This window comes from Enterococcus sp. DIV0703 (assembly GCF_051711065.1).
Lineage (GTDB): Bacteria > Bacillota > Bacilli > Lactobacillales > Enterococcaceae > Enterococcus_B > Enterococcus_B hirae.
In genome coordinates this window covers 554,115-567,558 of sequence record NZ_JBIOLX010000001.1, presented here as the reverse complement: position 1 = coordinate 567,558, position 13,444 = coordinate 554,115, and the positions used below count along the sequence as shown (strand labels likewise).

Annotated in this window: 10 protein-coding genes and 1 pseudogene; 2 read left to right on the top strand and 9 right to left on the bottom strand. The window is 34.8% G+C overall.

Annotation, left to right across the window (positions count from 1 at the left end; translation table 11 throughout):
- Position 1: 1 nt before the first annotated feature.
- The 9 genes and pseudogenes from lacD to arsC all read right to left on the bottom strand — a co-directional run bounded on the left by lacD (position 2) and on the right by arsC (position 10,674).
- The gene (gene lacD / locus IGK81_RS02645; RefSeq protein ID WP_010719961.1) at positions 2-1,009 is read right to left on the bottom strand and encodes a tagatose-bisphosphate aldolase; all 1,008 of its coding nucleotides are present in this window, start codon (positions 1,007-1,009) and stop codon (positions 2-4) included.
- 22 nt (positions 1,010-1,031) lie between these two features.
- Positions 1,032-2,204, bottom strand: coding sequence for an SIS domain-containing protein (agaS, locus tag IGK81_RS02640; protein WP_034699678.1), 1,173 nt, complete (start codon positions 2,202-2,204; stop codon positions 1,032-1,034).
- A 12-nt stretch (positions 2,205-2,216) separates the two neighbouring features.
- Positions 2,217-2,948 carry a GntR family transcriptional regulator gene (locus IGK81_RS02635; RefSeq protein ID WP_010719963.1) on the bottom strand — a complete coding sequence of 244 codons (732 nt, stop codon included), beginning with the start codon at positions 2,946-2,948 and terminating at the stop codon, positions 2,217-2,219.
- A gap of 254 nt (positions 2,949-3,202) precedes the next feature.
- Positions 3,203-3,436, bottom strand: a pseudogene (locus IGK81_RS02630) (transposase); the annotation flags it as partial.
- 301 nt (positions 3,437-3,737) lie between these two features.
- Complete coding sequence (locus tag IGK81_RS02625) at positions 3,738-6,851, bottom strand: AAA family ATPase (RefSeq protein WP_034699673.1); 3,114 nt, start codon at positions 6,849-6,851, stop codon at positions 3,738-3,740.
- Positions 6,841-7,443 carry an ABC-three component system middle component 1 gene (locus tag IGK81_RS02620; RefSeq protein ID WP_034699670.1) on the bottom strand — a complete coding sequence of 201 codons (603 nt, stop codon included), beginning with the start codon at positions 7,441-7,443 and terminating at the stop codon, positions 6,841-6,843. The genes IGK81_RS02625 and IGK81_RS02620 overlap by 11 nt, the downstream gene beginning before the upstream one ends.
- Positions 7,444-7,458: 15 nt before the next feature.
- Positions 7,459-8,730: an ABC-three component system protein gene (locus IGK81_RS02615; RefSeq protein WP_232622358.1), complete on the bottom strand. Its 1,272-nt coding sequence runs from the start codon at positions 8,728-8,730 to the stop codon at positions 7,459-7,461.
- A gap of 20 nt (positions 8,731-8,750) precedes the next feature.
- Positions 8,751-9,815, bottom strand: a complete 1,065-nt coding sequence (locus tag IGK81_RS02610) for a ComEC/Rec2 family competence protein (RefSeq protein ID WP_051641772.1) — start codon at positions 9,813-9,815, stop codon at positions 8,751-8,753.
- Between the two features lie 448 nt (positions 9,816-10,263).
- Positions 10,264-10,674, bottom strand: coding sequence for an arsenate reductase (thioredoxin) (gene arsC, locus IGK81_RS02605; protein ID WP_034699667.1), 411 nt, complete (start codon positions 10,672-10,674; stop codon positions 10,264-10,266).
- 523 nt (positions 10,675-11,197) lie between these two features.
- On the opposite strand from arsC, the gene IGK81_RS02600 reads away from it, so the two are divergent.
- Positions 11,198-11,893 carry a hypothetical protein gene (locus IGK81_RS02600; protein ID WP_010719970.1) on the top strand — a complete coding sequence of 232 codons (696 nt, stop codon included), beginning with the start codon at positions 11,198-11,200 and terminating at the stop codon, positions 11,891-11,893.
- A 408-nt stretch (positions 11,894-12,301) separates the two neighbouring features.
- The gene (locus IGK81_RS02595; RefSeq protein WP_228011830.1) at positions 12,302-12,991 is read left to right on the top strand and encodes a hypothetical protein; all 690 of its coding nucleotides are present in this window, start codon (positions 12,302-12,304) and stop codon (positions 12,989-12,991) included.
- Positions 12,992-13,444 lie beyond the last annotated feature (453 nt).

Here is a 13,444-nt window from a genome sequence, read left to right as displayed (position 1 = left end):
CCTAGTTCACAGCTGCTTCTTTTTCAACTTGGACTTTGTCATACCAAGAACTGGCTGTTTGTGCCAAAACGTTGTTCAAGCTTTCGATATTTTCACGACCTTCACTTTTCAGCCAGGCACGAGCAGATTCCTCACCAGATTTGATAAACGGCTTCACACCATTTTTCCAAGTAGCTCTACCACAAAGCACACCATTAAAGGTCGAACCTGAATCTTTAGCAAAAAACAATGTTTGTTGGAATAGCTTCGTAGAAACACCGGCACTCAAGAAAATAAAAGGCAAATCTGTCGCTTGACTTTGTTCCAAGAAGTACTTTGCCGCCTCCTCTTTGGTATACGCTACTTCATCTGTACTGAAACCCTCTACAAAATTCATATTGACAGGAACTTCTACCTTTAAAACATCTACTTTGTACTGTGGTTTCGAAAATTCCTTCATCATGCTATTGACTTTATGCGGTTTTACTTTGGCATATTCAAGTGAATGAACATCTGAAATTTGGGTATCATATGATAGCAATTCTAAATAGAATGGCAAATCTTCTTCGGCACACTCGCTACCTAAACGTTCTACGAAGACATGCTTCTGATGATTGATTTCCGGATCTTCATCTACGTCATAATAAAGTAGAAACTTAATCGAATCGGCTCCTTGCTCTTTTAATCGTAAAACTGACCAATCTGCTAATAAATCAGGCAATCGTCCCGGTGTTGTTACATCATAGCCGGTTTTTTCATAGGCCAACAACAAACCAGCATCTTCATGTCGTGCACTTGCAGCAGGAAGACCATATTCTGGGTCCAATAAAATAGAAGATGCATAAGGGGTTAATTCACTAGAAACTAACTCCTTGAAACGCTCAATCTGTTCATCATTTAATTCTACATTTAAGGCTTTGATCATTTTTTTTAATGCTCCGCGTTGATCAATCGCTAAGGCACTGATAATACCATCTTTTGTCGATAAACGATCCATTGCTGCTTTTTTTCCTCTGGTTAATGTAATCATGGTTCTTCCTCCCAATTTATTTTTACTTATATTTGTGAATCGTTACACCTTTTACAACTCGGTTAACTGTTCCTGTTGGTGATGGTGTATCTGGTTTATTATTCACTTTAATCGATGATAACAAAGCGACTATTTGGGCAACCATGATATAGCTTAGTGCTAAATAGCCATCTGGCAATAATTCGGCCTCAGTTGTAAACTCGAATTTATCGCCAGTGAAATTCCGTTGCCCTGGTTGAGTAATGGCGAACACTCCGGAAGCGATTTCATCTCCACGCACTTCTTCTAAGACATCCAAGTCGTAATCACGCGTGTAAGGATTATTATTAACAAAACCGAACATGATTGTTTTTTGATTAATAAACGACTTTGGACCATGGCGAAAGCCCATTGATGAATCAAAGATGGTAGCAATTTTTCCGGCTGTCAATTCCAGAATCTTCAATTGCGCTTCCCTTGTTAATCCAGCTAGACTTCCTGAACCAACATAAACAATGCGTTCAAAATCAAGCTGAACGATTTTTTCAATTTCATTTACTCGGTTAATTACTTCATTTCCTAAATTACTTAAAACCTTCAGATATTGTTGTTTCTTCACTAATACTGTTTGATCGAATGTCAACAAAGCTCCTAAAGTCATGCAGGAAAAGCTACCAGTCATAGCAAAGCCACTATCATTGGAACGTGCTGGCATCAAGAATAAAAAACTATTGGAATCGGATTGACTAATTTGAGCTAGTTTTCCTTCTACAGCACACGTAATTGATAAATGATAGATCGTATCAACCACCTGATTTGCAATTTCAACTGCTGCCAAGCTTTCAGGACTGTTTCCACTCCTCGCAAATGATACAAGTAAAGTTGGTTCTTCTTTAATTAAATACTCTTCAGGTTCTGCGACAATATCAGTCGTTCCAATACTTTCAAAGCTAAATGCTTGGCGATCACCGTTCTTGCGCAAATAAGGAACTAACGTGTCTCCTACATATTGAGATGTTCCTGCACCAGTGAAGATTACACGTGTTCGCTGACCATTTGCCTTTTCTTTAACTATTGCAAGAAAATTATCTAATTCCTTTTGAACTGTTTGATAGTGATCAAGGGTTTCTTCCCAAAGTTCCGGCTGTTGGCGTATTTCGCGAGTCGTGATCTCAGCACCCAGCTGATCCAGTTTTTCTTTTCCTACTGTAAACATGTTTCGATTCTCCTAACTATTTCGAATATGGCGGATCTGATAATGAAATTGATCCGCACGGGCGACACTTAAAGTAAATTCGATAATTTCATTTTTCATATTATAGGTTTGACGTGCTAAATGAAGGACAGGTGCTCCTTCTGAGATTATCAGCTGTTTCGCATCTTCCTTTGAGGCAACACTTGCATATAGCTCTTCATCTGCCAATCGAACGGTCTGATTAAAATCCTCGGAAAACAGATCATATAGAGGTTTGCTTCTTAAAAGCTGATCATTTAATGATAAGAAAAATTTGACTGGCAAATAGGTATCTTCGATCATAAGCGGTTCCCGATCAGCTATCCGCAATCGACTTAATTTGAAGACTACTTCTCCTAATGAAAGATTCAATTGTTTTGCAATAAATTTGTCCGCTTCAATTTTTTCAAAAGCTAAGATCCGCGTCTCAGCAGTTCTACCTAAACTTTTCATTTGTTCAGTAAAGCTATAAGTTCCTGCTAAATCTGCTACGTTCTTTTTGATATCGGATACAAATGTTCCTTTTCCATGTCTCCGATAAATATAACCTGTATTTTCCAACTCTTTCAAAGCTAATCGAACCGTTGTCCGACTAACTCCGTATTGAGCAGTTAATTCTCGTTCAGAGGGTAATTTATCATGGGGTATCATGTTACTTTCCATCTGATTTTTAAGTAAATCTACCAACTGATGATACAAAGCTTTGTTTTTAAAAGAATTTCCCATAGGTTTCTCCTTCTTTTAAACTGGTTATAACCACAAACTAATGGTAAGATGGTTTTTTTATTTTTGTCAACAAACAATCTGGAAAAAATTCTACAACCGTCTTAAATCGTTGATTTAGCAATGATTATTTTATTGAAATAATAAAACTATCCATTTTTAAGAAATTGTTCCTAGCGAAAATAACAGTCATAAGTGCTTAAATCTGATACCAGTTGAAAAAAATAGGAAATAAAAACCTACTAATCTGAGTATCTTTATTTGCTTAAAAAAGTTTTACCGTGACGAATCAAAATTCGCCGTTTGAAATGATAAAAATTTCGTTTAAATACTTTGATAGGCTTGTTTAAACATCCTAGTGGTCCATTTGAGTAATTGTAGCAGAGGGCATTTCGGATCTGTGTCAGAAACTTTCTAAATGTTCGCAAAGTTGTCGTATAGGTTTCGGTTTCTCTGGTTAAATAGCCCCCAAATAGTGAATAATGTCTTTTCTATACCGTTTAAATCATAAAAAAGATATTGGCGAATTTCGCCAATATCAAAAAGTGTAGAGCCTAAAAAAGCTTCTGCTTTCGTATAGGTAGTACAACTCTCCATCCAATCTATATATTCTTCCTATCTGTATTTAATCTAGAAAAAAAGAATCAATCCCTTATTCGTTGGGATTGATTCTCTATCCGTCTCTTTTTTAACTTCTGTAGGCAATTTTTGTTTTATACTCTGAATCTTTCAGCTAACCTCAGCTCTCATCAAAGAGCTCCCTTATTCACTTTTTCTGACTAACTAAATTTGTTACAACTGATTCTCTGTATAATTCATTTCGATAAAACTGGCATTATGGTAATTGGCATCTAATTTTCTCTGACATAAGTCAAAAAACTGGCGGTTATGGGTGGAAAAGATGATCTGTGTTCCTAGCTTAAATGCAAGGATTCTTAATAGATCAATAAAGGATAATTCATTAAGACTATCTAAGTGTTGGATTGGATCATCCATGAAAATCGTATTCACTTTGTCTGTATTCTCTAGAGCGGTTCCTAGAAAAATACTTAAAGACAATATATTTACTTGGGCAGAACTTAGATATAAAATCGGGGCATCCTCTTCGTCCTCTGTTCGTTTGCACATAATATCCAGTCCTAATTTATCGGGATTTGCTTCATTGATTTTAAAACTAATCTTACGAAAATCAGGGTGAGGTTCGATCATTTGAAAAATCTGATTGACGGTATCTAAGTTAAATGTACTTTTGATTTGCTTTTTGATCTCGGTTAATTTACTGTCTTTTAATTCTTTTAGTTCTTGTACTTTTCTACTTAAGTGGTCATAGATTTTTTTTACTTTTGCTTGTTCGCTTCTTTTCTCTTCGATACCTGTTTCAGAGATAAAATCACTGGTAAGCCCAGATAGTTGACCCAACAGTTGATTTTTTTCATTTAATTTGTAAATAGCTGTAGTCAACTTTTGCTTATTTTTTTCCAATTCTTCTGGTGCAATGATTACTTGGTCAAACAGTTGATAAGATATCTTTTCGATATATTTCCTCCGTACAACGAGCTGCCGAATCTGCTCTGCTTGGATTCGTTGTTCTTCTACTAATTCTGTTTTACTTTTCCCATTTACTTGTTCTAGTCGTTGTTCTTTTTCAGCAATAAGCTTGGTTTCTTGTTCATTGATTTTTTCTAACTCGCGTTTACATTGCCTTTTAAAATCAGAGATAACAGAAATACCAAGTGCTTCATAAAACGCCTGTTCTTGCTGATAATATTGATACTGTTCGTTTCCTTTTAGATCATTTAAGCTTTTTTTTGCTTGTTGATAATGTAATTCGATCGTTTTGAGTGTATGAGTATTCTTGACATTCAGCTGTTCATTTTGATTGATTTTTTCTTTGATATTTTGGTATTCATTCGTTAATTTTACCAATTCCTCCTGTAGTGACTTTACTCTTTTCTGGGTTTCTTCAGCAATTTTTTCACAGTCAATCCCATATTTTTGGCTGTATTCATTTAACTTGTACCAGTGTTTCTCATTGGTTAAATACGCTTCTTCTTGTTGTTTTAATTTTAAGGTTACTTGTAACAGATCTTGGTCAAGTTGGTTGATTTCAGTTTCCTTAATCGTTATTTGTATCTGAATCTGTTGTTTTACTCCAGAAACTACATCAGTTAACCGCCTAGTTGATTCATCGATCATTCCTTCTAAGTGGCTGATTTCCTTCGTCAGTTGCTCAATCGGTAAAAGATCTGCCGTACTAGCTTCAATTTTTTGGATGATATGTTGAAATTCTTGATGATCATGGAGACATAATGGACAGACAGACGAAGACGTATCCGTTAAGATAGAATAACCTAATTTTTTCAACTGTTCTAACTGACTGCCCAGATCTTCTAAAGAGGAACGTTCCTTCTTCTTTTGTGCTAAACCAACTTCCAATTTTTTTCTTTCTTGCCAAATGTCATCAAGTTGGCTTATCTGTTCCAACAAAAATGAATAATCAGGATCTTTTGAATAGTCTTTTTGGCTTAACTGATGATCGTCTAAGTTTAGTAATGAAAACAATTTTGTCAACGTTAGCTTTATCTTACCTAACTTGGCTTCCAAATCTATTTTTTTCTTTTTCTGTTGTTTGATTTCATGATCAAGTAATTGTCTTTTCGCTTTAACATCGGAATAACTGTTTAATTCTTTGATTTCTGTTAATTGATTCGTCCGCAACGCTCGTTTATTTTGACACTCACTTAATGTTACTTCTTGCTCTTGATGCTCCTTTTGTAAAGTAATCAATGCTTGTTCACATTTTTTTCGTTGATTGATCCATTCATTGATTTCTCTATTACTGTTTTGTTCAGCCATTTCTAGTGCCTGAAAATCTGCTTCATGATTGATAAGAAAGTTACAACGCTTGAGATGGTTGCTCAAGTCTATTTTTTCGTCAAACAGTGCTTTCTTTTTTTCTTCGATTGTCTCAATTTCTGTCAAATGGGCTAACTTTTCGTTGACATCAGCAACCTGCTTTTCAGACCATTCGATCTGCTGCGGTATTTGTCGATACTCTTGGGTCATTGTGATTAAATTTTCTAGCTGTTGTCGCTCCTCTTCAAACTGGTTCAATTTTATTTGATTATTGCTTTTTAATTTGTTCGATTCGATATACAATTCTTGTAAACCTAATTGATTCTTTAACAATGGATCTTTTTTACTATTCTTTCCGTTTAACTTGGCATAATTTTCTTTTAGCTGGTTGATTGTTTGCCATATTTTTGCATTACTTTCGAGTTTTTCAATCTCTTTTGTTAGCTGATTCATTTTAGTTTCTTGTTGTCCTAATGCTTTATTCATTTCATTGACGAATAAGACTAGATTTTTATAATCCTCAGATACATTTTCTTTGTCCCAAAAATTACTTAAAGCATCATATCTTCCTTCGGCACTCTGTGATCGCAAAAAAGCATCGATTTGATTGTGTGTCAATAAATTTTTTTGTCGTAAAATCTTTAATTCTTTCGCTGTTAAATCAACCGTTTTTTTGGTCTCATTCCCTTCAACGTAATCCGTTGTTTGCTTTCCATTTAACTTTTTCGTTGTTAATGCATAAAAACTGCCATCATCAAATGCTAGTTCCACACTGCCCACTTCGGCTGAGGAATATTTGTTCTTTAAAATATACTTTCGCTCTTGGGAGGCGATATCACGGACATTTTTATTTTCATTCAGTCGACTGATTTCGCCAGTCAAGCTCCATTCGATGGCATCAAAAAAAGAGGTTTTTCCGGTTCCATTTGGCGCATACAAAACAATCAAATTTGATATTTCATTAAAAACAGGATTCACACAATCAAAATATTTTTGCCTTTCAAATGCTCGAAACGAATCAATTTTTATCCCTTTCAATTTAAGTCTCATCGGTTCCTTCCTTTACGTTAAGATTTGACAGCTCATGTTTTATATACTCTTGTATTCGTGCTTTTTTCTCTTTTTTAGCCATCGTTTTTAATTCTGCTAACAAATGGATGATTTTCTCATCATTTTGCCGCTCATTCTTAGCCAGTTTCTTTAATGGTTTTGTCTGTTCCAGATTCAATAATAATCTTTCTTGAATTTTATTTTTTTGTGCTTCTTTTTGTGCTTCTTTTTGTGCTTCTTTTTGCGCATCATTAGTACCAGATTCTCGAAAATTATCCACGATCACCTTTCTGGTTGCATACTTGTCTTGTTCAATACTGGCTTTGATTGGCTTCGCTACTTTGGCTTTGACAAAAAGAAAAAAATAAATATTCCATCGTTCAATCTTCCTTTTTAATTGACTTTGAAAACTGTAGGCAATCTGGTCGTTGATTTCTTCATAGTTGGCTAATAATTCATCTTGATTATCAAATATATAACAAAAAAAATGGAGTCGATACTTTTCGTTTGCTTGTTGGTACGTGTAACAGGTCAATCCCGTCGTTTTTTCTATTATTTCATACGTAGTGATTTCTTTTAATATCTCTACCATTGTTATCTACCTCCATTAGTTTGCAATTTCTTCAAACAAACGAGTTAACTCCTCTGGAAACCTCTGAGAAAACTCAACGGCTGTTAACCCTTTTGTGTCGTGTAAAATCTGATCAATTTCATTTTCGATATAATCGATATGAACAATAGGAAATAATTTTTTTTCATTGGGATTATCAATCGTTAACCGATCAGAAACTTCTGGATGATCGATGTTCACGACGATTCCCTCAATTTGTTCTCGCTTGGCAATACTCCCACCCCGAAATTTTCTCCTTTGATTAGTTACAAACAAAACATCTTGTTTATCTAGCTTGTCATAAAGTGTACTTCTAAATAAACTCCCAATGAAACGGTCAAGTGTTAGATGATTTGTAAATAATACATGGATACCAGCTCTTTCCTTTTCCTGAGTGAGTAATTTGAAACAATCATCAATCTCAAAAGCAATATTTGTTTGTAATAACTTGTAAAGCAATATCTCCAGCCAAGCGATCCACAAGAATTTATTGGTATAATCCTCATTTTTCTGAGAAGGAAGAAACAGATAATCACTTAACCGATTATGGATCAATTTAGGTGTTATGTCGGAAAAACATTCACGATAACATTTTTCAATCAGAAAAATCAGCTTATTTTCTTGTCCACCTACTTCTCGTAATTCATTTATGATAGATGTCAAATATTCACTAAAATCATTCAAGCAACGAGGTACCAGCATGATATCAAACTCTTCTAAAAAGAAAGCAACAATATGTGCGATATGAATCCCTTCAACAATTCCTTGTTGCCCCGCTGACTGAAGTTTCGTAATAATCCCAGTCAAATAACACTTACCTTCTCTTTCGACGTACACTCCTGATCCTGAGCAACCTCGCATGTTCTCATACTCCGTGTTGTTAGACGATCCTATTTCATTGTCCAGTACCAATTTAAAAATATCTGGCTTACTGATTTGAGTTGCCTTTCCTCGATAAGGAGTTCCACCGTCTTCTTTCATACACTCTGGATAACCATAAAATACGATTTCTTGCTTATTTTCTGGTTCCATTATAAGCAGTTCAGGATAACCTTTTTTTACCTTCACTTTGATAATCGATAAATCTAGACTATCTGAGCATCTTGGTGGTTCTAAGATTTCTAGTTCAGATTGGGTATAATCAAATAGTTTGAAGTCATTAATTGTTTCCCCAACCACACAATGTTTGGCGGTGATCACAAAACCCGTTTCACAATCCTGCTGATACAATAAACCTGAACCATAAGTATTGGTTCCTCTAATATTCACTGATAACTCTTCAAAATCATTCATATGTCAATCGTTAGTACCCTCTCATTCATTTTTTTCTTGATCAATTGAATCCCGTATTTTTTTATTTCTTCATTTGTAAATAACCCCTCACTCGCATCAGAATAATTAAAATAAAAATTGGTTGGTCGTTTTTTTGTGTAGTTGTGGTAAACAATCCTTGATAAGGCTTCTTTGTGCGGAAAACCATGACGATTCCCCTTATTTGAACTAATCAAATAATTTTCACATTCAATCTGTTTTAATAAATCGTCACTAGTATTCGCTTTACTCCCATGATGAGCCACTTTTACCAAGTCAAAATGCAGCTCTTTTTCCCCATATAGTTCTTTTAACTTCGCAGTGACAGTACTTGGATGAGCATCTGCTAACATCAACAGTCGTTTGCCTTCATACTCCAATATAAAGCTAATACTACTCCCATTTGCGACAGCGCGATCTTCTTGGAAAGCTTTTTTGATCAGTTCTTCTACGCTTCCCTGATGATTGACATTTCGACCGCTGATCAGTTGATCCCTGGTTTCTTTTTGAATTGCCTTTTCCCAATCTGTATATAATTTCCTTAGACTTGCTTCATCAGGTGTCAAAATCGTCATTTTTGCCCCATTGAGTAACTTGGGCTGACAAGAATTGTCAATAACTGTCATCTTTTCAATCATCAAATCCTCCAAATACCGATCGAAAGACTCCCCTTGTTTAAAACTAATCTCTGACTTTTCTTGAACGATCTCCAGTTGATCATCATAAACAACCTTTGTATCAAACTTTTGCGATAACAGCTTTCTAGAATTAAAAAACACTCGTTTAATGCATGACTTGTCAAAACTCGACTGAGAAAACAAACTCAAAAATCCCCGAATATGATCGGCATCAATATGTGTCAAAATCAGTAAGTCAATGCACTCGCCTTTCTGGCTAATTGTTGCAATTTCCTCTTTCAACTGCCTAACAACTTGTTGTCCTTGACCACCATCGACAAACAGATTCGTCCGTTGATCTTCTTCTCCATACTGAATAATCAAACAATCGCCATCATAAGCAGGTAAAGCTTTTACTGTAATCATTTCTCTTTCATTGCAGTCATATCCCTGCAATCTCCTCCTTCTTCTGCTACCTTTTCACTGATCTTGTTATTCTTTACTAACCAAAATCACACACAATAAACTCCTATTCATTTGTTATTGGCGTTAGAATTTAACTGACAAGAAGAGCTTTCAGTCCATTAGTTAATTGCGCGAAATACACTCTCTTCTTTCTTATCTTACTCCCCATAACATTGTTATTGTAAATAAATTTTGATTTTTAAACGCCAATCATTCTCATAATCAGAAATAATTGCTTGATTCATAACTCGCCAAATAATTGAGAAGGCGACAAAAAAATATCGCAAGCAAAAAAAGCCAGCAAGACCGTTTTAAGGCTTGCTGACTTCAATTCTTGATTGTTAAAATTTAGCACTATACAGACAAATGAAGCTCAAATGATCACTCAATTCCCAAAAAATACTGACTCTCACTGGTTCTTGAGTTCAATTACCATTGCTTTAATTCTATCTCTTGTTTTTCTAAAAGCTGATGCTATTTCTGCTTCGGTTCCAACTGCTTGTGCGGGGTCTGTTAAATCCCAATGAATGTGCTGAACACCTACAGGAATCGTCGGACATTTATCTTTTGCATCTCCACAAAGCGTAATAATCAAGTCTGCTTGTGTAAAATAATCCTGATCGATCAAATCAGACGTTTGGTTTGAAATATCAATTCCATCCTCAGCCATAACCTGAACCACTCGTGGATTCAGTCCATGAGTTTCAATACCTGCGCTTTTAATTTCCACATCCGAGGCAGATAATAATTGACGTGCATATCCTTCCGCCATTTGGCTACGACAAGAATTTCCCGTACATAAAAAATAAATTTTTTTCATTCTTATTTCTCCTCCTGGATATGAGCATTCAATATAGCTCGGTCATTATTTTATTCTCTAACTAAAAGCAAGCATACAGGAATTTTTGTAGGAAAGCATCAAAAAAGAGTGAAATGATTGAAAAGTTACGTCATCAATTATCAGTTTGGTATGTTTTGGCCATCAGTTCTGATCTTCTTTTTACCTGACAATTAATAAATGTCATTATCCATGGATCGTCTAAAATTGAAGAAAATTCATCATATTCGATGTCATGAATCATTTCCTAAAAGAATTTTTTTACTAACGAATGCTAAATGAACGCTTTGTTTTAAACGGCAGTTTGACGAACCTTATTCTATTGAAAGAAGCTAGAATAACCGTAGCTATTAGCACCCCACCCATAATTTCACTACATTTGGTTTTATACTAAAAAAATGAAATAAATTGATTGATTGGACACATTGAAACCTAAACTTGTTCCTTTAAACTTAAATTGTAAGCGAAGATCGTTTACATAAATTATATTAAAGGGAGGAATACCATGAAAAAAAAATTACCATTGGTCAGCCTATTGTTTGGTTTCATTGCTTTAATGTTTTTCTTACCACTAACCAAAACACACGCTGATGTCACCGTAACAAACGATTGTACAGATCCGTCACATTCATTTACAGCTTCCATTAACGCAGATAATGGAAAAGATGTCTCGTCAGACTACTACAAAGTAACAGTTGGACAAACAGAATCTTGGCGCAGAAATGATCCTAGAGGCCATATTTTAGCCATTGTTTATTTAGAACAACTTAGGACCTACTATACTCCAACTAACGCCGCCTACTCTTTTAAAGATGGAAAACTTTATTCCCAAGGTAGCACAACAGAAATCACTCCGTTAAAAGTTGAAACAAATTCGCTTGTTACGCGAAGTATGAACGTTAACATGATTAATCTTTCCACAAGTCTTACAACAGTATCGTTAAGTAAATGGAAAAGTGGCGGATCGACAGACTACTTTACGCTAAACCACCTTGATAGTGAAACTTGGAGCAGAAATGATGATCCAAGAGGCTTTTTAGTTTCAGTCCTATATAATAGCGGATTCTCAAAAGAATACATATATTATTTACCTAGCATACAATACCTAGGCTACAAAAATTTTCTGACAATCAGAAAAGATGCTATCTATGATTGGGATGAAACACAGAAATTAAAAGTAGTTAATGTGATTGACTACTAAGCATGAAGAACCATTAAAGCGATCAAATAATAACTAATGATGAGCCTAGGGAGAAAAGATGCCCTAGGCTTTTTCATTAAGTACAAAAATAAATAACCAGTGTTTTTGAAGTTAATCTTCACACAATAGAAATACCGTCGTATAAAGTATAAAAAACGTTTATAAAGGCTATCCGCTTATTCACTCATCTTACAGTACTTTTTCCAACCTCTTGCTAAATTTCAGCCAGCTCCTCCGATATTCAAGAACTGATCGATATCCCAAAGAAAATTCCACTATACTTGACTCTAAAATAAAAAAAATGAATAAAATAGTAAATTAGAATCATTGAAAAATAGTCTGCATCCTTTAGACTTAAATTGTAAGCGAAAACGTTTACGACTATATTATATTAACAGGAGGAATATCATGAAAAAAAAATCATCACTGGTCAGTTTATTAATAGGAATGGTCGCTTTAGCCATCTTTTTAATCCCGACCAAAGCAGCACATGCTGACATCACTGTAACAAACGATTGTACGGACTTTTCAAGTATTCAGGTTTCAGTTAGTGCAAATTCTACAGGAAAGGGTAACACCGACTACTTCAATATCACACCTGGTCAATCAGACTCTTGGAGTAGACTTTCTCGTAGTGGATTTATCTTGGCGATTGTCCATAACGGAATGCTTAGAACCTATTATACGCCAACAAGTGCTTCTTACTCTTATAAAGATGGTAGCCTTTATCAACGAAACAGCTCAACTGAAATCACACCACTGAAAAAAGTAGTCTACTCTGATACAAAAGGAACTAAAATTGTAAATATGGTCAATCTCTCTGATGGAACTGTTCAGGTTGCATTAAGCAAATGGAAAACTGGTGGATATGCAGATTACTTTGAACTTGCTCGTCCAGCTGTAGAGAGCTGGAGCAGAAACAATGATCCAAGAGGCTTTTTAGTTTCAATGAAAGCCAAAAGTGAAATGAATGAATACATATATTATTTACCTAGCATTGAATATATCGGTGGAAATTATTTAACTATTAAAAACCAAGCAATCCTTGATTGGGATGAAAGAACTCCATTAAAACTTGTAAATGTTATTAAATATTAATTTATAAGCAAATAAACCAAAAGAGACTGGGCCAAAAAATTGACGGCTCTATAATTTATGGGACTGAAGAATCAAAATTGATTCTTCAGCCCCATTTTCATTTTTGCTATAAAAAAACATATCGTTCTCTAGTATGATTAAATCACCATAAGATAAACAACTGAGAGGATGATATGCTCTATGAACGATTCTATCAAAAAGATGGCGAGATTAGTAGATAAAATATAGAGAAAGTAAAATAACAAAAAATGAGACAGAATGAGCTTCACTCTGACCCAAATTGGATTTTACACAACTTATCAGTCCTTATTGACAAAGATCCCTTAAAAATACAAATAAAAAAATACTCGAAACGCTTTAATATAAACGTTTCGAGCAATGAAATAGTTATTACCCCACAGACCCTTCCAATTAATTTATTGGTAATCAATAGGTTATAATGAGTATTAGATC

Bases quoted from the DNA above. Each gene is read 5' to 3' on its own strand.
- lacD (WP_010719961.1), bottom strand. From the start codon at position 1,009: ATGATTACATTAACCAGAGGAAAAAAAGCAGCAATGGATCGTTTATCG.
- agaS (WP_034699678.1), bottom strand. From the start codon at position 2,204: ATGTTTACAGTAGGAAAAGAAAAACTGGATCAGCTGGGTGCTGAGATC.
- IGK81_RS02635 (WP_010719963.1), bottom strand. From the start codon at position 2,948: ATGGGAAATTCTTTTAAAAACAAAGCTTTGTATCATCAGTTGGTAGAT.
- IGK81_RS02625 (WP_034699673.1), bottom strand. From the start codon at position 6,851: ATGAGACTTAAATTGAAAGGGATAAAAATTGATTCGTTTCGAGCATTT.
- IGK81_RS02620 (WP_034699670.1), bottom strand. From the start codon at position 7,443: ATGGTAGAGATATTAAAAGAAATCACTACGTATGAAATAATAGAAAAA.
- IGK81_RS02610 (WP_051641772.1), bottom strand. From the start codon at position 9,815: ATGATTACAGTAAAAGCTTTACCTGCTTATGATGGCGATTGTTTGATT.
- arsC (WP_034699667.1), bottom strand. From the start codon at position 10,674: ATGAAAAAAATTTATTTTTTATGTACGGGAAATTCTTGTCGTAGCCAA.
- IGK81_RS02600 (WP_010719970.1), top strand. From the start codon at position 11,198: ATGAAAAAAAAATTACCATTGGTCAGCCTATTGTTTGGTTTCATTGCT.
- IGK81_RS02595 (WP_228011830.1), top strand. From the start codon at position 12,302: ATGAAAAAAAAATCATCACTGGTCAGTTTATTAATAGGAATGGTCGCT.